This window comes from Microbacterium sp. Clip185 (assembly GCF_028743715.1).
Classification (GTDB): Bacteria; Actinomycetota; Actinomycetes; order Actinomycetales; family Microbacteriaceae; genus Microbacterium.
This window is the reverse complement of record NZ_CP117996.1, coordinates 2819706-2842889: the sequence shown is the minus strand read 5'-3', so window position 1 is coordinate 2842889 and position 23184 is coordinate 2819706. Positions and strand designations below refer to the sequence as shown.

General features: G+C 70.1%; 22 protein-coding genes. 8 read left to right on the top strand and 14 right to left on the bottom strand.

The genetic code is table 11. The annotated features are described in order from the left end of the window. Nucleotides 1-26: 26 nt before the first annotated feature. Together PQV94_RS13880 and PQV94_RS13875 are read left to right on the top strand one after the other, a co-directional pair. Nucleotides 27-353: a hypothetical protein gene (locus PQV94_RS13880; RefSeq protein WP_274286359.1), complete on the top strand. Its 327-nt coding sequence runs from the start codon at nt 27-29 to the stop codon at nt 351-353. Continuing rightward, on the top strand, nt 353-679 hold the full coding sequence (locus PQV94_RS13875) for a hypothetical protein (RefSeq protein WP_274286358.1): 327 nt from the start codon (nt 353-355) through the stop codon (nt 677-679). The genes PQV94_RS13880 and PQV94_RS13875 overlap by 1 nt, the downstream gene beginning before the upstream one ends. Here the strand turns inward: PQV94_RS13875 and PQV94_RS13870 are convergent, their stop codons facing one another. The 3 genes from PQV94_RS13870 to PQV94_RS13860 all read right to left on the bottom strand — a co-directional run bounded on the left by PQV94_RS13870 (nt 680) and on the right by PQV94_RS13860 (nt 4194). Further along, nucleotides 680-1627: an intradiol ring-cleavage dioxygenase gene (locus PQV94_RS13870; protein ID WP_274286357.1), complete on the bottom strand. Its 948-nt coding sequence runs from the start codon at nt 1625-1627 to the stop codon at nt 680-682. 76 nt (nt 1628-1703) lie between these two features. Further along, nucleotides 1704-3371: an ATP-binding cassette domain-containing protein gene (locus tag PQV94_RS13865; protein ID WP_274286356.1), complete on the bottom strand. Its 1668-nt coding sequence runs from the start codon at nt 3369-3371 to the stop codon at nt 1704-1706. Nucleotides 3372-3552: 181 nt separating this feature from the next. After that, nucleotides 3553-4194: an alpha/beta hydrolase gene (locus PQV94_RS13860; RefSeq protein WP_274286355.1), complete on the bottom strand. Its 642-nt coding sequence runs from the start codon at nt 4192-4194 to the stop codon at nt 3553-3555. A gap of 67 nt (nt 4195-4261) precedes the next feature. On the opposite strand from PQV94_RS13860, the gene PQV94_RS13855 reads away from it, so the two are divergent. Continuing rightward, nucleotides 4262-4873: a DUF4916 domain-containing protein gene (locus PQV94_RS13855; protein WP_274286354.1), complete on the top strand. Its 612-nt coding sequence runs from the start codon at nt 4262-4264 to the stop codon at nt 4871-4873. Between the two features lies 1 nt (nt 4874). After that, a complete protein-coding gene (locus PQV94_RS13850) occupies nt 4875-5735 on the top strand; it encodes an AlbA family DNA-binding domain-containing protein (RefSeq protein ID WP_274286353.1) in 861 nt (286 codons plus the stop codon). A gap of 7 nt (nt 5736-5742) precedes the next feature. On the opposite strand, the gene PQV94_RS13845 is transcribed toward PQV94_RS13850, so the two are convergent. The 11 genes from PQV94_RS13845 to PQV94_RS13795 form a co-directional block, all read right to left on the bottom strand. Further along, nucleotides 5743-6810: a threonine aldolase family protein gene (locus PQV94_RS13845; RefSeq protein ID WP_274286352.1), complete on the bottom strand. Its 1068-nt coding sequence runs from the start codon at nt 6808-6810 to the stop codon at nt 5743-5745. Nucleotides 6811-7019: 209 nt separating this feature from the next. After that, a complete protein-coding gene (locus tag PQV94_RS13840) occupies nt 7020-8468 on the bottom strand; it encodes a DUF6421 family protein (protein ID WP_274286351.1) in 1449 nt (482 codons plus the stop codon). 83 nt (nt 8469-8551) lie between these two features. Next, nucleotides 8552-10045 (bottom strand): CoA-acylating methylmalonate-semialdehyde dehydrogenase, encoded by a 1494-nt coding sequence (locus PQV94_RS13835; RefSeq protein ID WP_274286350.1) that lies wholly within the window; start codon nt 10043-10045, stop codon nt 8552-8554. A gap of 35 nt (nt 10046-10080) precedes the next feature. Continuing rightward, nucleotides 10081-11382 carry an aspartate aminotransferase family protein gene (locus PQV94_RS13830; protein WP_274286349.1) on the bottom strand — a complete coding sequence of 434 codons (1302 nt, stop codon included), beginning with the start codon at nt 11380-11382 and terminating at the stop codon, nt 10081-10083. Between the two features lie 57 nt (nt 11383-11439). Then, on the bottom strand, nt 11440-12615 hold the full coding sequence (locus tag PQV94_RS13825; protein WP_274286348.1) for an ABC transporter substrate-binding protein: 1176 nt from the start codon (nt 12613-12615) through the stop codon (nt 11440-11442). A 52-nt stretch (nt 12616-12667) separates the two neighbouring features. Further along, entirely contained in the window at nt 12668-13450 is a 783-nt protein-coding gene (locus PQV94_RS13820) for an ABC transporter permease (protein ID WP_274286347.1), read from the bottom strand. Further along, nucleotides 13447-14247, bottom strand: a complete 801-nt coding sequence (locus PQV94_RS13815; protein WP_274286346.1) for an ABC transporter ATP-binding protein — start codon at nt 14245-14247, stop codon at nt 13447-13449. Before PQV94_RS13815 ends, PQV94_RS13820 begins: the two co-directional genes overlap by 4 nt. After that, nucleotides 14244-15137, bottom strand: coding sequence for an ABC transporter permease (locus tag PQV94_RS13810; RefSeq protein ID WP_274286345.1), 894 nt, complete (start codon nt 15135-15137; stop codon nt 14244-14246). The genes PQV94_RS13815 and PQV94_RS13810 overlap by 4 nt, the downstream gene beginning before the upstream one ends. Continuing rightward, on the bottom strand, nt 15134-16150 hold the full coding sequence (locus PQV94_RS13805) for a TIGR03842 family LLM class F420-dependent oxidoreductase (protein ID WP_274286344.1): 1017 nt from the start codon (nt 16148-16150) through the stop codon (nt 15134-15136). The genes PQV94_RS13810 and PQV94_RS13805 overlap by 4 nt, the downstream gene beginning before the upstream one ends. Nucleotides 16151-16239: 89 nt before the next feature. Next, nucleotides 16240-17676 (bottom strand): dihydropyrimidinase, encoded by a 1437-nt coding sequence (hydA, locus tag PQV94_RS13800; protein WP_274286343.1) that lies wholly within the window; start codon nt 17674-17676, stop codon nt 16240-16242. Nucleotides 17677-17690: 14 nt separating this feature from the next. Further along, nucleotides 17691-18539 (bottom strand): nitrilase-related carbon-nitrogen hydrolase, encoded by an 849-nt coding sequence (locus PQV94_RS13795; protein WP_274286342.1) that lies wholly within the window; start codon nt 18537-18539, stop codon nt 17691-17693. Nucleotides 18540-18685: 146 nt separating this feature from the next. Between PQV94_RS13795 and PQV94_RS13790 the strand changes: the two genes are divergently transcribed. The 4 genes from PQV94_RS13790 (at nt 18686) to PQV94_RS13775 (ending at nt 23137) form a co-directional block, all read left to right on the top strand. Further along, nucleotides 18686-20047 (top strand): aminotransferase class I/II-fold pyridoxal phosphate-dependent enzyme, encoded by a 1362-nt coding sequence (locus PQV94_RS13790; protein WP_274286341.1) that lies wholly within the window; start codon nt 18686-18688, stop codon nt 20045-20047. Nucleotides 20048-20106: 59 nt separating this feature from the next. Next, nucleotides 20107-21273: a histidine kinase gene (locus PQV94_RS13785; protein ID WP_274286340.1), complete on the top strand. Its 1167-nt coding sequence runs from the start codon at nt 20107-20109 to the stop codon at nt 21271-21273. Continuing rightward, nucleotides 21270-21914: a response regulator gene (locus tag PQV94_RS13780; protein WP_234074487.1), complete on the top strand. Its 645-nt coding sequence runs from the start codon at nt 21270-21272 to the stop codon at nt 21912-21914. The genes PQV94_RS13785 and PQV94_RS13780 overlap by 4 nt, the downstream gene beginning before the upstream one ends. 455 nt (nt 21915-22369) lie before the next feature. Beyond that, on the top strand, nt 22370-23137 hold the full coding sequence (locus tag PQV94_RS13775) for an ABC transporter ATP-binding protein (RefSeq protein ID WP_274286339.1): 768 nt from the start codon (nt 22370-22372) through the stop codon (nt 23135-23137). Nucleotides 23138-23184: the final 47 nt, after the last annotated feature.

Below are 23184 nucleotides of genomic sequence, written 5' to 3'. Positions count from 1 at the left end.
CCGAGCCTCGTGCCTAGGGTGTCGGGATGGACACGAACAACGAGAACGATCGCCCGGCGCGCTCCTCGGTGTGGCGCGTCGTGGCCTTCGCCGCCATCATGCTGGTCCTGGCCGGTGTCATCGGCGGCTTCACCGCCGCCATCACCCAGAGCGTGGTCGCCGCGATCATCGCCGGCGCCGTCGTCGTCGTGCTCGGGGCGCTGTGGGTGCCCCGCGTTCTGCGCGATGCGCCGCCGCCGGAGCGCCGACCCGGAGAGCGCCTGGGTTATGAACAGTTCGGGCCGCTCGGCCAGCCGAACACGGTGGGCCTGGGTAACGTGGGCGGTTCTTCGACCTCTGGAGGGACGAGCTGATGGCCGGCACATCCGAACCGTACGACGAGCAGCAGCCGCTTCGGCGTCCATCTATCGGCGCGATTCTAGGAGTGGTCCTCGGGATGCTGGCGCTCGCCGCGGTCCTCGCGATCGTCCTGGGCATCGTCACGCAGAGTCTCGCCGTGATCCTGGCTGTCGTGGTCGTGATCGGTGCGCTCACTGCCGTGTGGGTGTGGCGCATGATGCGCGGCGTCGGCTCGTCGGTGCGTCCGATCCAGGACCATCGAGCAACCGGCGACCACGGGCCCTACGGCCAGCCGGGTGCGCCCGGCATCGGCGGAGCCGGGCGCGACGGCGGCCGCTGATCAGCGTCGTCCGCCGGGCGCCTGGCCCGCGGACGGCGTGGTCGTCGTGTCGACGCGGACGGCGAGCGCGGCGGTATAGCCGCCGGTCGTATCGCCGGTGACGGTGGCGACCTGGAGCGCGCCGCCGTCGTCACCGAAGACGTTGTCGCTGGAGAGCGTCACCTGCGACAGGTTGCGCGCCGACCCGTCATAGGCGGCCAGCGCGTACACATCGGTGAGCGGTGCTTCCGGCATGGCGAGCTGAGACGTCGCGATCGCCGAGCCGGCATCCGTGATGTCGTCGATGCTCGGATACACCTCGAAGTGGATGTGGGGCCACCGCCCCGAGTAGCAGCCCGGCACGATCGAGGTGAAGGTGACCTGGCCGTTCGCGTCCGCCACCTGAACGCCTCGCAGCCAGGTCTCGTCCTCGACGCCTTCTGAATACATGGAGTACCGGCCCTGCGCGTCGCAGTGCCACGCGTACACGGCGACGCCGGCGAAAGGAGCATCGCCGTTCGCCATGTCGGTCACGCGCAGGGTGAAGGTCAGCGGGACTCCCTCCACGGCGGTCGAGGAGCCGATGCTCGTGCGCAGGTCGCTGCGCACGATGCCGCTCTGCTCGAGCACATCAGGCCCGTTGGACCCGTCGCCGGGGTAGGGTCCGGCCGTCTCGTCGGGGATCTCGCCCGCGGGCAGCGTCGACGGTGTCGAACCGGTGGCGCCTGTGGTCGAGGGCGTCGGCGTGGCGGTCGATGTCGTGCCCGCCGAGCTCAGGGGGGCGCAGGCCGCGAGTGCCGCCGTTCCCAACCCCACGCCCACCAGCCCGAGGATGCCACGGCGGGTGATCAGGGTGCGGACATCGAACGGGGCGCCCTGGTCGACGACCTCCTCGTCCGGTCGGTCCAACAGGCGGCCTTGGTAGGCGGGCCCGTCCGGGGTCTGCTCGGCACCGGGGATGCGTGTCACGGTCGTCTCCTGACATGTCGGGAAGTGTTCGTCGCTCGATGGTGTCCGACGCTCTCAGGCGGCGACGGTGATGCGCCTATACATCGTCTATGAACGGGTCCGTCTCCCGCATCCCCTGCTCGTCGATCTCGATGACCGTGTCGATGCCCAGGCGCGAGAGGAAATCGTCGTCGTGGCTGACCACGATCAGCGCACCGCGATAGGCCGAGAGCGCGTCGACGAGCTGGTCGACGGTCTCGAGGTCGAGGTTGTTGGTCGGCTCGTCGAGCAGGAGCAGCTGCGGCGGCGGGTCGGCGAGCAGCAGGCGCGCAAGGCACAATCGAAACCGTTCGCCGCCGGAGAGGGTCGCGACGGTGCGGTCCACGGTGGCGCCCCGCAGCAGGAATCGCGCAAGCCGGTTGCGCAGCTGCGCCGTGGGCATGCTCGGGGCGGCATCGGTGACGACCGACAGCACGGTCGCGTCGTCGTCCAGCCCGTCCAGGCGCTGCGGGAGGTATCCCACCCGATCGGTGAGCAGCACGGCCCGTGCGGAACTCAGCCAGGCAGGTCCGACCCGCCGGCCGCCGCCGTCGTCCGGCTCGACTCCGGCCGAACTGTGCCCCATTCCCGCCGCCAATCGCTCGAGCAGGCTCGACTTGCCGGTGCCGTTCGCGCCGACGATCGCGATCCGCTCGGGACCCTGCACGATCCAGGTGCGTTCGTCGTCGCCGATCTCGGCGAGCCGCCTGGCCGCCGCCACCTGCGGGTCGGGCAGATCCAGGTGCACGCTCTCGTCGTCGCGAACGCGTCGCTCCGCGGCCTCGAGCGCGGCTCGCGCGGCTGCCTCGCGATCGGCGACCATGCCGCGGAGCTTGCCCGCCGACACCTGCGCCGCATTCTTGCGTCCACCGGCGATGATCTTGGGCACCCGCTTCTCGACCTGCGCTTTGTGGGCCGTCCTGGCACGTCGAGCGAGCGTCGTCTCCGATTCGATGCGCTGACGCTTCTCACGCCGCACCGCGGATGCGGCCGTACGTTCGGCGGCGCGCGCCGCATCCTGCTCGCTCTCCAGCTGCTCGCGCCACGCGCGGTAACCGCCGCCGAAGCGCGTCAGGCGGTTGCCGTACAGTTCGGCGGTCTCCGACATCCCGTCCAGCAGCGTCACGTCGTGGCTCACGACGATCAGGGCGCCCGGCCAGTCCGCGAGCAGGTCGCGCAGCCGGGTCCGCGCTGCGCGGTCGAGATTGTTCGTCGGCTCGTCGAGCAAGGTCACGGCCGTCCGGCGGGCCCGGAGGCCCGCCGTGGCGACGAGCACCGCTTCGCCTCCCGAGAGCTGCCCGACCCGCCGGTCGAGGGCGTCGCCCGGAAGCCCCGCGGCATCGAGGGCGGCGACGGCGCGGGCCTCGGCGTCCCAGTCGTCGCCGACCGTGTCGAAGTGGCGGGCGTCGACGTCGCCCGCCTCGATGGCGCGCAGCGCGGTCAGCACGTCGCCCATGCCCAGCAGATCGGCGACCGGACGGTCAGCGTCGAGCGTCAGGCGCTGCGGCAGCACCGCCACGTCTCCGTCCACGGTGAGCTGACCGGATGTCGGATGCAGCTCGCCCGCGATCAGGCGCAGCAGAGTGGTCTTGCCCGAGCCGTTGCGTCCGACCAGGCCCGTGGTGCCGGTGCCGAAGGTGCCGGAGACTTCTGTCAGAGCGGCGGTGCCGTCCGGCCACGAGAAGGAGAGGCGGTCGAGGACGACCGCGGCGGAGAGAGCGGGCATGGTGCCTCCCGGGATGTCGGTGGAAGCACTGACACCCGGGTGCCCGCGGGCACGGTGATCGACGGGGTCAGCGCGTGGGCTGGAAGCCGTCGAGGAAGTACACCGGTTCGACCTTTCGGAAGGGGCAGGACTCGAAGACCCTACCGAGTACGGTGGGCGATGTCCAGACCGAGCGCGGCGGTCAGCCGAGCTGCCGCTCGAGGAACGCCCGGATGTCGACGAGCTCACCCGCGCTGACGGAGTGGCCGAGACCGGGGTAGAGACGCCCGGTGAGATCGACGTGATCGGGCAGCCACTGGGCGGTGTGGGCGATCAGGGGAGCAGGGATCACGTCGTCGGCGGACCCGCGCCCCCAGAACACCGGTGGGCGCAGGGCCGCGAGCGCCGCATCCGTGTCGAGCTCGTCCGGTGCGGCATAACCGCTGAGGTTCACCGCGAAGGCGAAGCGCCCGGGCTGTCGACGCAGGGCCTGCAGCGAGATGGCGCCGCCCTGCGAGAACCCGAGGAGTCCGACGGTCTCGGCTGTGCTCGTGCGATCCAGCCAGGAAAGGAAAGCGTCCGCGCCGGCCGTGATCGCCCCCGGGTCGCGGCCGTTCAGACCCTCGATCGGATACCAGGAGTACCCGGGCGACGGCCACGGCGGCGCGAGCGGTGCGCGCACCGCCGCCATCCGGTACTCGGCAGGCAGGTGCGCTGCGAGCGAGAAGAGGTCGCGTTCGTCGCTCGCGTAGCCGTGCAGCAGCACGAGCAGGGGACGATCGGGAGCATTGTCGTCGTCGGAGAACAGCACGGCATCGTCATCGAGCAGGGGGGTGGCGTCCATCGCTCCATCCTCTTACCTGCCACCCCCATCCGCCATGCGAGGCAGGGGTGTGGGGTATACAGGAAACATGCCGGTCCGCACGCCCGATCCTGACCCCCACGAGCCCGGAGACGACTCGTCGCGCGATCCCCTGGGGCTCGGGGGCTTGCCCGCGAGCGCCGGCAATCCCGCGTGGCTGAGTGACGTCGAGCTGGCCGAGGCGCGACGTCGGCTGCCGATGCTCTACGTCGAGGCGATTCCGGTGCGCACCGACGGCATGGGAGTGGTGACGCAGGTCGGCATCCTCCTGCGGGCGACGCCGCTGGGGGAGATGACCCGCACGATCGTGTCCGGGCGCGTGCGCTACGGCGAGACTGTGCGCGACGCGCTTTTCCGCCACCTCGAGAACGATCTGGGGCCGATGGCGTTCCCGCTGCTGCCGCCGAGCCCGACGCCGTTCACGGTCGCGGAGTACTTTCCCCTCCCCGGCGTGAGCGCGTTCCACGACGACCGTCAGCACGCGGTCTCCCTCGCCTTCGTGGTGCCGGTCACCGGCACCTGCGAGCCGCGCCAAGACGCCCTCGAGGTGACGTGGATGGAGCCGGCGGAGGCCGCATCCGACGCCCTGGCGGCCGAGATGGAAGGCGGTCGGGGAACCCTCATCCGCCTGGGCCTGGCCAGCGTGGGCGCCCTGCGCTGATATGGCGCTCGCCGCATCCGCGTTCCCTGCGAGCCCCTCGCTCGTCGACTTCGCCGTCGCGCTGCCGGTCGTGCTGCTCGTCGCCTACGGCATCGCGACGCTGTTGCGCCGGCTCTTCGGCGAACGATTGTCACTGGGCACGGCCACGATGACCCTCATCGGTGTGCTCGGCGTGAGCATCGGAGCCCTCATCTCCGGACTCTTCATCCCGGGGCAGCGGCTGTGGATGCCGAGCACGCTGCTGCTGGCGACGGGGGCGAGCCTCGGGCTGTCCTTCCTGGTCGCGGGAGCGGTGGCGGCGGTGCGCGGTGCGAGCGCGATGCCGGATGCGGCGGCGGTGCTCGCCGCCGGCGAGTCGGAGCGCCGGGAGTTCAAGGAGACCGCCCGCTGGAACGTGCGCGAGTCGCGCAAGGACGCGCGCATGGAGCTCGCCGTCGCGAAGACGGTGGCGGCGTTTCTCAACTCGCGAGGCGGAGTCCTCGTGATCGGCGCGAACGACGCGGGTGAGGCGGTCGGACTCGATCGCGACCTGCAGACGTTGCGCACGCCCGACCGCGACCGCTTCGAGCTGTGGCTGCGCGACATGCTCTCCACTTCGCTCGGCCGCAACGCCGCGGCCCTTCCCCGCATCCGTTTCGGGACGGCGGGCGACGGCGTCGTGGTGTGCCTCGTGCAGTGCCGGCCCGCGGGCAAGCCGGTGTTCGTCACGCAGCCCAAGGACGGCGGCTCCACCCGGGAGCTCTGGGTGCGCGTCGGCAACTCCTCGCGCGCGCTCGGCGTCGACGAGGCCGTCGACTACGTGGCCCGGCACTGGCGACCGTCGGTGGCGTCGTTCGTGCTCGGCCGCCCCTCCGGCGCCTGAGAGCGCGTCAGCGCGTGGTCTCGCGCGCGATCGCGACCAGGAACGCGTCGATGTCGTCCTCTGTCGTGTCGAACGAGCACATCCAGCGCACCTCGCGGCGGCTTTCATCCCAGTCGTAGAACCGGAAGCTCTCGCGGAGGCGATCCGCCACGCCCTCGGGCAGGATGGCGAACAGGCCGTTGGCCTGGGTGGGGTGCGTGAACGAAACGCCGCGGATCGAGCCGTCGGCGAGGCCCGCATCCACCCCCTGGCGCAGGCGCTGGGCCATCGCGTTGGCGTGCGAGGCGTTGCGGAGCCACAGATCGCCCTCGTAGAGCGCCACGAGCTGCGCCGAGACGAAACGCATCTTCGAGGCCAGCTGCATGTTGAGCTTGCGCAGGTAGGTGAGACCGGTGGAGGCGGCGGGGTCGAGAACGACGATCGCCTCCGCGCCGAGCGCGCCGTTCTTCGTGCCGCCCAGGCTCACGACGTCGACGCCCGCGTCGGTCGTGAAGGCGGCGAGCGGCACGCCGAGGGCCGCCGCGGCGTTCGAGATGCGGGCCCCGTCGAGGTGCAGCCGCATCCCGCGCTCGTGTGCGTGATCGGCGAGCGCGCGGATCTCGTCCGGCGTATAGAGCGTGCCGAGCTCGCTCGTCTGCGTGATCGAGACCACGAGGGGCTGTGCGCGGTGCTCGTCACCCCAGCCCCACGCCTCGCGGTCGACGAGCTCGGGGGTGAGCTTGCCGTCGGGCGAGGGGACGGTGAGCAGTTTCATGCCGCCCACGCGCTCCGGCGCACCGCCCTCGTCGACGTTGATGTGCGCGGTGGATGCGGCGATGACCGCACCCCAGCGGGGCAGCATCGACTGCAGGCCGGTCACGTTCGCGCCGGTGCCGTTGAAGACGGGGAAGGCCTCGGCGCGGTCGCCGAAGTGCGAGGCGATGACCTCCTGCAGGCGGGCCGTGTAGAGGTCCTCGCCGTAGGCGATCTGGTGCCCCTCGTTCGCGGCGGCGATCGCGGCCAGCACCTCGGGGTGCACGCCGGAGTAGTTGTCGGAGGCGAAGCCGCGCACGGCGGTGTCATGCAGAGTCGTCACAATCGTCCAATCTACGTCGGCTCCTGCCCGCATCCGTACGCCCCCTGCGGCGCAGCATGTCCCACTTTCCGCAGAAATCGGAGCCGAAATCTGCAGAAAGTGGGACATGGGTTGCCGCAAGTGGGACATGCATTGCGGCAACTGGGACATGCACTGCGGCAAGTGGGACATGCCGCGGGGCGGATGCGGCGCCGAGCCGCTTGGGCGGATCAGTCGGCCGCGCGGATGCCGGCGGTGGAGGCGATGACGTCGCGCATCTTCTTCTCCAGCGCCTCGTAGAACATCGACAGCGGGAACTCGTCGGTCAGCACCTGATCGGTATAGCCCGAAGGCGGGCCCGACAGCACCTCGTCCGGCAGCCCCCGCGCCCACACCGAGGCCGGATGCGGGGTCACGACCGAGCTCACGAGCTCGTACGCCGCCAGCCAGTGCGCCGTCTTGGGGCGGTCGATCGAGCGCCAGTACAGATCATCGATGGCATCCGCCAGCGCGACGACCGCATCCGGAACCTGATCCCAGTCGATGCGCAGCCGGGTGTCGGTCCAGTGCAGCACACCGCGGCGGTGCAGCCACGCGAACAGCAGCTGGCCGCCGAGCCCGTCGTAGTTGCGCACGCGGGTGCCCGTGATCGCGAAGCGGAAGATGCGATCGAACAGCACGGCGTACAGCACGAGTCCCGCGTGCTCCCGCATCCGCTCGTCGACCTCGCTCAGCTTCTCGCCGGCCGCGACCCGCTCGTCGAGGCGCCGGCGGATCAGCACGCACTCGCGGAACGCGGTCAGATCGCACCGCAGCTCCTCCAGCGAGTACAGGAAGTACGGCATCCGTTGCTTGATCATGAACGGATCGAACGGCAGGTCGCCGCGCATGTGCGTGCGGTCGTGGATGAGATCCCACATCACGAACGTCTGCTCGGTGAGCGCCTGATCGGTCAGCATCCGCGCCGCGTCCTCGGGCAGCTCGAGTTTCGTGATCTCGGATGCGGCCGCGACGACTCTGCGGTAGCGCGCCGCCTCGCGATCCTGGAAGATCGCGCCCCACGTGAACGCGGGGACCTCCCGCATCGACACGGTCTCGGGAAACAGCACCGCCGAGTTCGTGTCGTAGCCGGGCGTGAAATCCACCAGCCGGAGCGAGACGAACAGGGCGTTCGTGTACTCCGTCTCGAGCTGCGCGATGAACTCGGGCCAGATGACCTCGACGAGCACGGCCTCGATGTACCGGTTCGGCGAGCCGTTCTGCGTGTACATCGGGAAGACGACGAGGTGCCGAATCCCGTCCACGCGGTGCCGTTGCGGCTGGAAGGCGACGAGTGCGTCGAAGAAGTCCGGCACGCCGAAGTCCTCCGCCGACCAGCGCAGGAAGTCGCCCACGAGGGCCTGCAGGTACTCGGCGTCGTGCGGGAAGCGCGGCGCGAGCTCCTGCACGGCCGCGACGATCCGCTCGACCTCCACGCGCGCGGCCGTCCGGTCGTCCGCTTCGGGCACCGAGCCGTCCTTCGCCTGCATCCCCTGCAGTGCGACGGCGGCGTCCTTCAGCTCGAGCCAGGCCGGATCGTCCTCCACTCCGAGCGCGAGGCTCGCTGCGTCCTCGACGACCTCGGGCTCGCCGATGATCGCCTTGAGCTCACGGGAGGGGTGGGCGGCGTCGATGGACATGGGAACCTCCGATCGTCGAAGTCGGCCGCGGATGCGGCGTGGTGATGGTGCGAACAGGCTACGCGGCCTGCGGGCGGGCGCGCTCAGGCGTTCTGCGGGAACCCCAGGTTGAGGCCGCCGTGCGAGGGGTCGAGCCAGCGGCTCGTGATCGCCTTCTCCTGGGTGAAGAACGAGACGCCGTAGGGGCCGTACGCCTTCGCGTCGCCGAAGAGGGAGGCTTTCCAGCCGCCGAACGAGTGGTAGGCGACCGGAACGGGGATCGGCACGTTGACGCCGACCATCCCCACCTGCACCTCGCGCTGGAAGCGGCGGGCGGCGCCGCCGTCGTTCGTGAAGATCGCGGTGCCGTTGCCGTAGGGCGAGGCGTTGATGATGTCGACCGCTTCCTCGTATCCGCTCACGCGGACGATGGAGAGCACCGGTCCGAAGATCTCGTCGCGGTAGACGGCGGAATCCAGCGGTACGCGGTCGATGAGCGAGGGTCCGAGCCAGAAGCCGTCCGCCTCGCCGTCGACGTCGATCCCGCGCCCGTCCACGACGACCGTGGCGCCGTCGGATGCGGCCTGATCCAGATACCCGGCGACTTTGTCGCGGTGCTCGCGCGTGATGAGCGGACCCATGTCGCACCCGCGCGTGCCGTCTCCGGTGCGCAGCGTCGACATCCGCTCGGTGATCTTCGCGACGAGCGCGTCGGCGACCGCATCCACCGCCAGGACCACGGAGACCGCCATGCAGCGCTCGCCGGCCGAGCCGAACCCCGCGTTGACCGCGGCATCCGCGGCGAGGTCGAGGTCGGCGTCGGGCAGCACGAGCATGTGGTTCTTCGCGCCGCCGAGGGCCTGCACGCGCTTGCCGGCGGATGCGGCCGTCGCGTAGATGTACTGCGCGATCGGGGTTGATCCGACGAAGGAGATCGAGCGGACGTCGGGGTGCACGAGCAGGGCGTCGACCGCCTCCTTGTCGCCGTTGACGACGGTGAGCACGCCTTCCGGCAGGCCCGCCTCGGCGAACAGGCGCGCGAGCCAGATGGAGGCAGAGGGGTCCTTCTCGCTGGGCTTGAGCACCACCGCATTGCCGGCCGCGAGCGCGATCGGCAGGAACCAGAGCGGCACCATGGCGGGGAAGTTAAAGGGGCTGATGACCCCGACGACGCCCACCGGCTGACGCAGCGTGTACACATCGACGTCGGTGGAGACGTTCTCGGAGTAGGTGCCCTTCAGCAGCTGGCCGACGCCGCAGGCGAAGTCGACGACCTCGAGGCCGCGGGCGATCTCGCCGAGGGCGTCGGAGAGCACCTTGCCGTGCTCGGAGGTGAGGATCTCCGCGAGCTCCTGCTTGCGGGCGTTCAGCAGCTCGCGGAACGCGAACAGCACGGAGGTGCGCTTGGCGATCGACGCGTCGCGCCAGACGGGCCACGCCGCCGCGGTGGCGGCCACGGCCGCATCCACGTCGGCTGCGCTCGCCAGCCGCACCTGCTTCGTCACCGTGCCGCGCGCGGGGTTGTAGACCGGTGCCGTGCGTTCGGAGGCCCCGTCCCAGTCGGTTCCCGATACCCAGTGTCCGAGGGTGTGGGTCATGTCGTTTCTCCTGTCACGTCGTCGTGGGTGGGGGATCAGAGGGCAGCGAGGGCTGCGTCGTAGATGGCGATGGCCTCGCTCACATCCTCGTCGGTGACGACGCACGGCGGAACGACGTGGATGCGGTTGTCCTGCACGAAGGGGAGCAGTCCGCGCCCGATGAGGTCCTTCTTGAGCGCGCCCATCGTGGAGGCGGCGAGAGGTTCGCGCGTGCCCCGGTCGCTGACGAGCTCGAGCGCCCAGAACACGCCCTCGCCGCGCACCTCGCCGATGACGTCATGCTTCTCGGCGAGCGCGTGCAGCGCGGGGCCCAAGACGTCGCGTCCGATGCGCGCCGCGTTGTCGACGATCCCCTCCGCCTCCATCGCGTCGAGGGTCGCGACGATGGATGCCGCCGCCAGCGGATGACCGGAATAGGTGAGGCCGCCGGGGAAGACGCGCTCGTCGAAGGCCGCGGCGATCGGCTCGGAGATGATGACCCCGCCCACCGGGACGTACCCGGAGTTCACCCCCTTGGCGAAGGTGATGAGATCGGGCACGGCGTCGTGGCCCTGGAAAGCGAACCAGCGGCCGGTCCGGCCGAACCCGGCCATCACCTCGTCGAGGATCAGCATGATGCCGTACCGGTCGCAGATCTCCCGCAGGCCGGCCAGGTAGCCCGGCGGCGGCACGAGCACGCCCGCGGTGCCCGGCACCGACTCGAGCAGGATCGCGGCGATCGTGGCCGCCCCTTCGGCCTGCACGACCCTTTCAAGATGGTGGAGGGCGCGGGCGCATTCCTCCTCGGGCGTGGACGCCCAGAATTCCGATCGGTAGAGGTAAGGGCCGAAGAAGTGCACGTGCCCGCGGGCGTACTCGTTGGGGATGCGGCGCCAGTCGCCGGTGGCGACGATGGCCGCTCCGGTGTTGCCGTGGTACGAGCGGTACCGCGAGAGCACCTTGTCACGACCGGTCACGAGGCGGGCCATGCGGATCGCATTCTCGTTCGCGTCGGCGCCGCCGTTGGTGAAGAACACCTTGCGGAACCCCTCGGGGGCGCGCGCGATGATGCGCTCGGCAGCCTCGCCTCGGGTGAGATTCGCTGTCGACGGCGCGATCGTCGTCAACAGCCCGGCCTGCTCCTTGATCGCGGCCACGACGGCCGGATGCTGGTGGCCGATGTTGACGTTCACGAGCTGGCTCGAGAAGTCGAGGTAGCGCGTGCCGGCGTGATCCCAGACGCGTGTGCCCTCCCCGCCCGCGATGACGAGCGGATCGAGGGCCGCCTGCGCCGACCAGGAGTGGAACACGTGGGCGCGGTCGAGCTCCCAGGCGCGGCGGTCGAGATCGGTGGTCATGCTCTTCTCCTTCGATGAGCGGTGGGGGCGATGCGCGCATCGCCCCCACCGCGGATCCTACTTACCGCCTTCGGTGAGCGTCACGTCGATGGGTGTGTACGCACCCTTGACGGCGACTCCCTCGGCTTCGAGCTCCTGCAGCGCCTTCTCGATGTACTCATTGCTGTACGCCGTGTCGGAGGGCTCCTCGGTGATGAGGTTCAGGCCGTCCTGGTTGACCGCCTTGAGAGCGCCCGCGACCGTCTTCTTCCACGCATCCTCGTTCACGATGCCGAAGTCGTCGTCGGTCCAGATCAGCTTGTTGACCTCGTTCATCTGCCACAGCTGGTGCACCGGGCCCACCGGGAAGGCCGCCTCCGCGTTGATCGCCGCGTCGTACGTGATGGATGCGGCTTCCTCGGGGTTGTCGCGCGCGAAGATCCATCCCTTGGTGACGGCCTTCAGGAACCGCACGGCGGCGTCCGCGTAGGCGGGGTCGTCGGACAGGCGCGCGGTGTCGGCCCAGAGGGCGTCCTGGAGCATGGCGCCCTCGGTGTCCTCGTAGGAGATGACGTTGAAGTCCTCCGGCTGATAGAGCTTGCCCGTCGCGGGGTTCACTACTTCGAGCACCTGAGCCCACTCGTTGTAGGTCATCGCCTGCGCCGCATCCACGTCGCCGTCCAGCAGCGCGTTCATGCTGAAGTCCTGCGTCGTGATCGAGACCGAGGTGGAGTCGAGGTCGTCCGCGGCCATGGCGGCGAAGATCTCCCACTCGTTGCCGAAGCCCCACGAGCCGATGCGCTTGCCCTCGAAGTCGGCGACCGATGTGATGCCGCTGTCTGCCCAGGAGACCTGGAGCGTGCCGGACTTCTGGAACACCTGCGCGATGTCGGTGAGCTCGGCGCCCGTTGCCTCGAGGGTGCCGAGGACCTTGGGCACCCACGCGACGGCGAAGTCGACGTCGCCGGCGACGAGGGCGTCCTGCGGGACGATGTCGCCGCCGGAGGGCACGATCTCGACGTCGTCGAAGCCCTCCTCCTCGAAGTAGCCCTTGTCGAGCGCGACGTAGTAGCCCGCGAACTGCGCCTGCGGCAGCCACTGCAGCTGCAGTTTGACGGAGGTGAGCGGCTCGAAATCGGAGTCTCCGGATGCGGCCGGTGCGCCGGAGTCCCCGCCTGCGCAGGCAGCCAGCGCCATCGAGGCGATGCCGACGGCGGATACGGCGACGAGGGCGCGTCGAATGCTGTGTCTCATGCTGTTCCTTTCGGGTTCGGTGGTGCCGGGTGGTGCGATGGAACGCCTCCGGTCAGACCGGGGCCCGCCTCGTCGACAGCCGCTCCAGGAGGCTCGTCACGAGGAAGAAGAGAAGGCCGATGAGGATGCCGCCGAGAACGAACGCCCACGCGAGTGCGGCGCGGCCCGACTTCGCGTAACTGGCGATGGCTGTGCCGATGCCGTCGGCGGGCCCGCCGAAGTACTCGGCCACGAGGGCGGAGATGACCGCGAGGGATGCGGCGATGCGGATCCCTGACATCAGGTAGGGAAGCGCGGTGGGCAGGGTGAGGAACCGGAAGGTCTGCGATCGGGTCGCGGCGGATGCCCGCAGCAGGTCGCGCTGCACAGGACGCGTCTGGCGCAGGCCCCGCAGCACGTTGACGAAGACGGGGACGAACGCCGCGATGGCGGCGACGGCTTGCCGGCCGAACTGGCTCGAGGCGCCGAACATCGTGTTCAGGATGGGAGTCAGCGCGACGATCGGGATGACGGCGAGCGCCGCTACGAGAGGGGCGAGCATGCCGTCGATCGGCCGGGCCGACGCGGCAAGTGCCGCCAGGAGGATCGCCAGCGCGGTTCCTGCGACGAGGCCCACGAGCGCATTGGTCGCGGTGATCGCCATGTCGGGGGCGATGATCGAGAAGCGCGCGAAGAACTCCTCGAGGATCGCGAACGGGCTCGGAAGCATGCGCGGCGCGGCGTCGGCCACATCGACGATGAGCACCCACACCACCAGCGCGAGCAGCGCGACACCGGCCGGCGCGACGATGCGCAGCCACGACGGCAGCCGACGTTCGACTCCGGCGGCGCTCATCGCTCGTTCGCCCTCGTCGCGGGCGTTCCGTGCAGGGCTTCGCGAACCTCGGTGACCTTCTGGAAGTAGGCGGGAGACTCCCGCAACGCCTCATCGCGCTCCCGATCGAACAGTGTCGGGATGATGCTCGTGATGCGGCCGGGGCGCGGACTCATCACGACGACGCGATCCGACAGGAACACCGCCTCCGGGATCGAGTGCGTCACGAAGACGACGGCGGCCCCGGTCTCGGCGGCGATGCGGGTCAGCTCGCTCTGCAGCCTCTCGCGGGTCATCTCGTCCAGCGCCCCGAAGGGCTCGTCCATCAGCAGCAGCTTCGGCCGGGTCGCGAGAGAACGGGCGATCGCGACGCGCTGCTGCATGCCGCCCGAGAGCTGGTCGGGGTAGCGCTGCATGAAATCGCTGAGGCCGACGAGCTCGGCGAGCTCGGCGACCCGCGCCGCGCGTTGCGGCTTCGCGGTCTTCTGGATCTGAAGGGGAAGGGCGATGTTCTCGGCGATCGTGCGCCAGGGGAGCAGGCCCGCCTGCTGGAACGCCATGCCGTAGTCCTGGTCGAGCCGAGCGGTGACGGCCGGCTTGCCGAAGATCTCGAGCGCACCCGTCGTCGCACCGTCGAGATCCGCGATCAGGCGCAGCAGCGTCGACTTGCCGCATCCGGAGGGACCGATCAAGGAGACGAACTCGCCCGGCGCGACGTCGAGATCCACATCCGTGAGGGCGACGACGTCGCCGCTGCGGGTCGGGAAGACCTTCCCCACGCCTCGGGCGCGGACGGCCGGTACGGACGCGGTGCTCATGCGATCTCCTCGCCTCTGCGGTAGTTCTTCAGACCTGCTCCCACGAGAGCGACGGATGCGGCGGCGACGAGCCCGAGCGCGATCGTGCCGAACGTGGGGCCCCAGGGGGCTGCAGGGTCGGACGATGCCTGGCCCGCGAGTTGGATGAGCATGCGCCCGATCCCGCCGCGCATGCCGATCGACACCTCTGCGACCACGGCGCCCACGACGGCGGCTGCTGCGGCGAGCCGCAACGCGGGCAGCAGGTAGGGAACCGCCGCGGGCAATCGCAGGCGCCAGAGCGTCGTGCCGTAGCCCGCGGCGTACGTGCGCAGGAGGTCGATGTGGATGCGGTCGGGCGCCTGCAGCCCCCGGAGCATGCCGATCGCGACGGGGAAGAAGGCGAGGTAGGAGGCGATGACCGCGACCGACAGCCACTGCGGCCAGGGAATCCCCTCGCGCGCCAGCTGTCCGCCGAGCGCGTTCACGACCGGCGCGAAGGCGATGAGCGGCACCGTCTGGCTGACGACGATCCAGGGCAGCAGCCCCCACTCCACCAGTCGCCAGCGCTGCATGGCGATCGCCAGGATGCCGCCGACGAGCACGCCGATCGCCCATCCCGCCGCCGCGATGCCGAGCGTGACGCCGGCGGCCGAGAGCACCGACACCCACAGCGGAGGCGTGTCGCCGCCGCTCGTCGAAGCGAACAGCCGGGCGACCATCTCCCATACGTGGGGCATCGCGCGGTCGTGGGTGCGCGGCAGGATCATCACCCCGCTGCCGGTCGATCCGTCGCCGCCGATCGTCACTCCGTCGGTCGGGCCCAGGAACTTGTAGAGCTCCCACAGGGCGATGACGGCCGCGACGCCCACCACACCCCAGATCGCGGCGGCCGCGCGGCGCGTGATCATCGCTTCGCCGTGATGTGCTCGGTCAGGGCGGGGATGACGCGCTCGCCGTACACGCGCATCGTCTCCTCCTTGTTGTCGTGCTGCAGGTAGCCCGCGAACTGGGTGACCCCGATCTCGCGCAGCGCCTCGAGCTTGGCGATGTGCTCCTCGGCGGTGCCGAGCAGGCAGAACCGGTCGATGATCTCGTCCGGCACGAAGTCGACGTGATTGTTGGCCGCCTTGCCGTGGCTGTTGTAGTCGTAGCCGGTGCGTCCGGCGATGTAGTCGGTGAGCGCCTGCGGCACCTCGCCCGACGTGCCGTACTTGGCGACGATGTCGGCCACGTGGTTGCCGACCATGCCGCCGAACCACCGGCACTGATCGCGCATGTGCTCCCGGTCTTCGCCGATGTACATCGGGGCGGCGACGCAGAACGCGATGCTGTCAGGGTCGCGCCCCGCGGCAGCGGCCGCATCCTTGACGACCTTGATCATCCAACGGGCGATGTCGAGGTCGGCCAGCTGCAGGATGAAGCCGTCGCCGACCTCCCCGGTCAGCTTCAGCGCGAGCGGTCCGTAGGCGGCGACCCACACGTCGAGCTCGGAGCCGCGGCTCCAGGGGAACTGCAGCGTCGCGCCCTTGTATTCGACCGGGCGCGAGTTGGCGAGCTCGCGGATGACGTGGATCGATTCGCGCAGCTCGGACATCGACACCGGCTTGCCGTTCGTGACCCGCACGGCGGAGTCCCCGCGTCCGATCCCGCAGATCGTGCGGTTGCCGTACATCTCGTTGAGGGTTGCGAACACGGATGCGGTCACGGTCCAGTCGCGGGTGGCGGGATTCGTCACGAAGGGGCCGACCGTGATGCGCTTGGTCGCGTTCAGGATGGCGGAGTGCACGACGTAGGGCTCTTCCCACAGCAGGTGCGAGTCGAAGGTCCAGACGTGGCTGAAGCCGTGCGCCTCCGCCAGCTGCGACAACTGGACGGTGCGGGATGCGGGCGGGTTGGTCTGCAGGACGACGCCGAAGTCCATGGGTCACACCTTCCGGTCGTTGAGCGAGCGCAGCGAGCTGCGCCCCCGGTCGTTGAGCGAGCGCAGCGAGTCGAAACGAGAACGTGTCATCAGATGAGGTACTGGCTCAGGCCGCGCTTGACGAACCGTCCGTCGCCGGCCCGGCCGAGGTACTGGCCGGCGTCGACGACGACTTTTCCGCGCGCGATGACCGTGTCGACGTGCCCGTCGATCTCGAAGCCCTCCCACGCCGAGTGGTCCATGTTCATGTGGTGGGTCTTGTCGACACCGATCGAGGTGTGACCGTTCGGGTCGTAGATCACGATGTCCGCATCCGCCCCGGGTGCGATGACGCCCTTCTGCCCGTACATGCCGAACATGCGGGCCGGGGTCGTGCTCGTCAGCTCCACCCAGCGCTCGAGCGTGATCTCGCCCGTCACGACGCCCTGGTACATGAGATCCATGCGGTGCTCGACGGAGCCGATCCCGTTGGGGATCGCGCGGAAGTCGCCGAGTCCGAGCTCCTTCTGTCCCTTCATGCAGAAGGGACAGTGGTCGGTGGACACCATCTGCAGGTCGTTCGTGCGCAGCGCCTGCCACATGTGGTCCTGGTGGCCCTCCGCCCGCGAGCGCAGCGGCGTGGAGCAGACCCACTTGGCGCCCTCGAACGCCCCCCACTGCTCGCTCGAGGCCCCCAGCTGCTCCTCCAGAGAGAGATACAGGTACTGCGGGCACGTCTCGCCGAAGACGTTCTGTCCCTTGTCGCGCGCGGTGGCGAGCTGCTCGACGGCCTGCTTGGCGCTCACGTGTACGACGTACAGCGGAGCACCGGTGAGGTTCGCGAGCATGATCGCGCGGTGGGTCGCCTCCTCCTCGGCCTGCCACGCCCGAGCGATGCCGTGGAAGTACGGGTCGGTCTTGCCCGCCTCGACCAGCTGCTCGGCGAGCACATCGATCACGGGCCCGTTCTCGGCGTGCATCATCGTGAGCAGACCCGTGTCGGCGGCGACCTGCATGGCTCGCAGGATCTGCGCGTCGTCCGCGTAGAAGACGCCGGGGTATGCCATGAACATCTTGAAGCTCGTGATGCCCTCGTCGATGAGGCCCGGAAGGGCCGCCAGTGCATCCGCGTCCACGCCGCCGACGATCTGGTGGAACCCGTAGTCGATGGCGCAGTTTCCGGCGGCGAGTTCGTGCCAGTGTGCGAGGCCGTCCTGCACGCGCTCGCCGGTTCGCTGCACCGCGAAGTCCACGATCGTGGTCGTACCGCCCCAGGCCGCAGCGCGCGTGCCCGTCTCGAAGGTGTCGGACGCGCTCGTACCGCCGAACGGCAGCTGCATGTGCGTGTGTGCGTCGATGCCCCCGGGGATCACGTACTTCCCGGTGGCGTCGATGACGGTGTCCACGGATGCGGTCAGGTCGCTGCCCAGCAGCTGAGAGCCGGGCGCGAGCACCGCGACGATCCGCTCGCCGTCAACGAGGACGTCGGCCGTCACGCGGCCGGTGGCGGAGACGACGGTGCCGCCCGTGATGAGTGTGGTGGTCATGATCGCTCCGCCTCTCAGGGGGCCGTGATCTCGTCGTAGGTGTCGGGCCGGCGGTCGCGGAAGAACTGCCAGTCGTCGCGCATCTCCTGCACGAGGTCCATGTCGAGATCGCGGATGAGGATCTCCTCTTGCTCGCCCGAGCCGAGCTCGCCCACGTAGTTGCCGCGCGGGTCGACGATCTGGCTCTTGCCGTAGAAGGTGACGGCGTCGTCGCCGTACTCGTTGTCCTCGCGGCCCACGCGGTTCGGCGCGAGCACGAAGTAGCCGTTCGCGACGGCCGCAGCCGGCTGCTCGACCTCCCACAGGCGGTTCGACAGGCCGGGCTTGGTCGCGTTGGGGTTGAAGGCGAGGTGGGCGCCGTTGAGGCCGAGTTCGCGCCACGCCTCGGGGAAGTGCCGGTCGTAGCAGATGATGACGCCGACCTTGCCGACGGCGGTGTCGAAGACGGGGTAGCCGAGGTTTCCGGGACGGAAGTAGAACTTCTCCCAGAACTTCTCGACATGCGGGATGTGGTTCTTGCGGTAGACGCCCGCGATCGAGCCGTCCGCATCCACCACGACGGCGGTGTTGTAGTAGACGCCGGTCTGCTGCTCCTCGTAGATCGGGAGCACCATCACGAGCGACAGTTCCTTCGCGAGGGCCGCGAACCGCTGCACGATAGGCCCGTCCACGGGTTCCGCGTAGCGGTAGTACTTCTTGTCCTGGGTGATCCCGAAGTAGGGGCCGTAGAACAGCTCCTGGAAGCAGATCACCTGGGCGCCGGCGGCTGCCGCATCCCGAGCGAACTGTTCGTGCTTGTCGAGCATGGACGCCTTGTCGCCCGTCCACGTCGTCTGCGTGATCGCTGCGCGTACCGTCGTCATCATCGCCTCCCGGTCGTTTCTCGTGGAGGACCCTGGCAGCGACGGGGACCGGAGCGGGTCCGGCGGGTCATCCCCGTTCTGTTATCTTTCTGACTGAACATTTCTCTTCGGTTTCAGCCTGTGACGTGATGGTTAATGGTGCACCCGTGACTGATTCGGCGAAAGACCCGGTCGCAGCCCGGATCGCGGCGGCCGGTGAGCGCAGTCCCGAAGGGATCGCCCGCGAGCTGGCACGTCTGGTGACCGACGGCGTGCTCGCGCCCGGCGACCGTCTGCCCACCGTGCGCGAGGTCGCTGCGGTGCTCTCAGTGAGCCCTGCGACAGTCAGCGCGGCGTGGCAGGCGCTCGCGCGCGCCGGCGTCATCGTGTCGCGGGGGCGGGCGGGAAGCTTCGTGCGCGCGCCTCGTCGCGCGTGGCTCACGCCGCGTGTGAAGGGCCTGTCGGGAGCGGCGCCAGCCGGCTGGGACCTGGCATCCGGTATGCCCGACCCCGCCCTTCTGCCACCGCTCGGCGCAGCCTTCGAGCGCGTCGACCTGCGAGCGGGAGCGGGGCGGTACCACGATGTCCCGGTCCTTCCCGAGCTGGCCGACGTGCTGCGGGAGAGCTGGCCCTCGCGGGTGGAGACGCTCACGGTCGTCGACGGCGCGATGGACGGCATCGCGAGGGTGATGGAGCAGACCGTGCGCTTCGGCGACCGCGTGGCGATCGAGTCCCCCGGCTACCCCTACTTCTTCGACCTGCTGGACGCTCTCGGTGCCGAGGCCGTGCCGGTCGAGGTCGACGACGAGGGGATGCTGCCCGCATCCCTCACCCGGGCTCTCGCCCGGCATCCGTCGGCCGTGCTGCTGCAGCCGCGGGCGCAGAACCCGACCGGGGCCTCGATGACCTCGATGCGCGCCCAGCAGCTCGCGGGCGCGATCCGCGCAGCGCGCGACGGCGAGCGGGTGCTCGTCGTCGAGGACGACCACTCGGGGCTCATCGCGATGGCGCCCGCGGTGACGCTCGCCCGCTGGCTGCCCGATCAGGTCGTGCAGGTGCGCAGCTTCTCGAAGTCCCACGGGCCCGACCTGCGCATCGCCGCGATGGGGGGACCTGCTCGCGTGCTGGACCGTGTGATCGCACGCCGGATGCTGGGGCCAGGGTGGACCTCGCGTCTGCTGCAGAGCGTGCTGCTGGACATGCTGACCCGGCCGGACTCCGTGGCGGCGGTCAGGCGCGCCCGGCTCGCCTACCGCGACCGCCAGGAGGCGATGGTGGGGGCGCTGCGGCGAGAGGGGATCCCGCTCGTGCCGCCGGACGGGATCAATCTGTGGGTGCCCGTCGTCGATGAACGTGCGGCCCTGGTCGAACTCGCCGCCGCCGGCATCGTGGTCGCCGCGGGGGCCCCGTTCGTGGCGGGGGAGTCGCATGCGCCCCACGTGCGCGTGACGGCGGGTCTCATCGCCCCCGACGACGCCCAGGGGGCAGCGGCCGCCCTCGCCGCGGCCGCGCGGGCGAGCGGTCGCTGAGAACGGGATACATCGCTGGGCGGATGCGGGTGCCGCCGGCGCCCGCGTAGCGTGTCAGGGTGTTCCGCCGCCTCTCACCCGTGCAGTCGCTCGTCGACGCGTTCATCGCGTTCGGGTTCTTCGGGGTCACGGGCTTCCTCTTCTACACGCCCTCCTCGGGCGATCAGGTGTGGGGCGTGTTGGTGTCGCTCGGCATGGCCGTGGCGCTGGGGTTGCGCAGGTTCTCGCCGTTCCTGGCGCTGGCCGTCGCGTGGGCGACCGCCCTCGCACAGATGGCGCTGGGGCTGCAGCCCATGCTCAGCAACGTCGCGATCTTCGTCGTGCTCTACGCGACCGCGGCCTATGGCACGCGGCTGCTGTTCTGGCTCGGCTTCTCCTCCGCGGTCGCGGGCTCCGCCGCCATCGCGATCTACCTCGTCTTCGTCAACTCCTACGTCGTCTCGTCGGGCCTGGACTGGCGCAACCTGCCGCTGGCTGTCTTCGTCATGCTCGCGGCGTTGTTCGCCCTCGGGCTGTCGTGGACAGCGGGGGCGCTGGTGCGCACGGCGTCTCGCGCGAGAGAGACCCGGCAGGCGCGGGACGCGGCACGCGCGCAGGTGGCGATCGAGTCCGAGCGGATGCGGATCGCCCGCGACATGCACGACATCGTGGCGCACTCCCTCGCGGTGGTGATCGCCCAGGCCGACGGCGCCCGATACGCGGCGGCAGCCGACCCGGCCGCGGCGACCACGGCGCTCGGCACGATCTCGTCCACCGCGCGTTCGGCGCTGACGGATGTGCGCCTGCTGCTGACGCAGCTGCGTCATCAGCAGGGTGCGGGGCCGCAGCCGACGCTCGCCGACCTCGACGCCCTGTTCGCCCAGGTGCACGCGACGGGGGTGGACCTGCGCGTGCAGATCGCGCCGGTGCCGCCGCAGGACGTGCCGGCGGCCGTACAGCTCGCCGTGTTCCGCATCCTGCAGGAGGCTCTCACCAACGCCCTGCGCCACGGCGACGGCCCGGTGGAGGTGTGGCTCGCGTGGCAGAGTGATCACGTGCGAGCAACCGTGCGCAATGCGCTGCGTTCCCCCTCCCGTGAGCAGCAGCGGATGCTCGAGGACGCCGGCGGGCACGGCGTCGTCGGCATGCGCGAGCGCGCGCAGCTGGTGGGCGGAACGCTGTTCGCGGGTGCCACCGACGAGGGCTTCGTCGTCGACGCGTACCTGCCGATCGGGGTTGCGGCATGAGCGCCGCGGTGCGTGTCGTCCTCGTCGACGATCAGGCGCTGTTCCGCGCCGGCATCCGTATGCTGGTGGATTCTCAGCCCGATCTGAGCGTCGTCGGTGAGGCCGGTGACGGCGTCGAGGCGATCGAGGTGGTGCGCCGGGAGCGGCCTGATGTGGTGTTGATGGACATCCGGATGCCGCGCCTCGACGGTCTGGCGGCCACGGCGGAGCTGCTGCGCGACGCCGACGCTCCCCGCATCGTGATGCTGACGACCTTCGACCTCGACGAGGCGGCGGCGCGCGCCATCCGTGAGGGCGCCAGCGGGTTCCTGCTGAAGGACGCCGACCCCGAGTTCCTCCTCGCCGCCATCCGCACGGTGCACGCCGGCTCCGCCGTCATCGCCGCGAGTGCGACGCGCGACCTGTTCGCACAGTTCTCGCCCCCGGCCGTCGCGGCGCCGCCGGCGTGGCAGGCGCTGACCGACCGCGAGCGGGAGATCTTCGCGCTCGCCGCCCGCGGCCTCTCCAACGCCGAGATCGCGGAGCGGGAGTTCCTGTCGGAGGCGACCGTGAAGACCCACATCAGCCGCATCCTCGCCAAGCTGGCACTGCGCGATCGCGTGCAGCTCGTCGTCTTCGCCTTCGAGCACGGCCTCGTCTGACCCTCCCCGGGCGCCCCGCCGCACGCAGGTGCCCCCATTGGTGCCCGAGTTGCGTCGCAGTTGCGCAGATGCGCCACTCCTGCGCATCTGCCACAGTCATTCACTGGCGCGGATGCGGAAAAGTGTGGCGCTACGTGATCGGCTCGGGCCCGACACCGGCCGGTTGCGCTGCGAGCACGACGCGGCGTCCCCGCGCCCGGACGGCTCTCCCCTGATGCCCGATCTGCGTCGCAGCTGCGCAGATGCGCCACTTTTGCGCAGGCGCCACAGTCATTGACTGTCGCGGATGCGGAAAAGTGTGGCACCTGGCGCCTGGCGCCTGGCGCCTGGCACCTGGCACCTGGCACCACGCCCATCCCCGCCCCGCTCGGCCCGGACGAATCATCCGCCAGAAGGATGCGGATACGCCGGGCGGGCGACGCGGCCGATCCCGCCCGATTCATAGCGTCGGAGCCATGCACATCTCCTCCAGCGAACTCGGCCTCGCCGCGCGTGTCTCGCGGCTCACGAAGACATACGGCAGTGGCGCCGGCGCCGTCCGCGCCCTCGACGACGTCGCCGTCGGCATCCGCCGCGGCGAGTTCACCGCCATCATGGGCGCGTCCGGCTCCGGCAAGTCGACGCTCATGCACATCATGGCCGGCCTCGACGCCCCGACGAGCGGATCGGTGTGGATCGGCGACACCGACATCACCGGCCTCGGCGACCGGGAACTGACCGTCCTCCGGCGCCGCCGGGTGGGCTTCGTGTTCCAGTCCTTCAACCTCGTGCCGACGCTCGACGTCATCGGCAACATCACGCTCCCCTTCGATCTGGACGACCGCCGCCCGTCGGCGATCGAGCGCGCACGGATCGACATGCTCGTCGAGACGCTCGGTCTCCGCTCGCGTCTGACGCACCGCCCCCACGAGCTCAGCGGCGGACAGCAGCAGCGCGTGGCCATCGCCCGCGCGCTCGCCACGGCGCCCGATCTGCTCTTCGCCGACGAGCCGACCGGAAACCTCGACTCCCGCACGGGGCGCGAGGTGCTGGCACTGCTGGGGGCTGCAAGCCGCGAGCACGGGCAGTCGATCGCGATGGTCACGCACGACCCGATCGCCGCGAGCCACGCCGACCGCGTCATCTATCTCGGCGACGGTCGCGTCGTCGCCGACCACCGAGGGCAGAGCGCCGAGCAGATCGCCGCGTTCATGCTCGCCGCGGAGCAGGGGGCCGTCGCGTGAGCGCCGTCGTGCTGCCCGCATCCGGCAGGGGTGTCGCACCTCTCGCA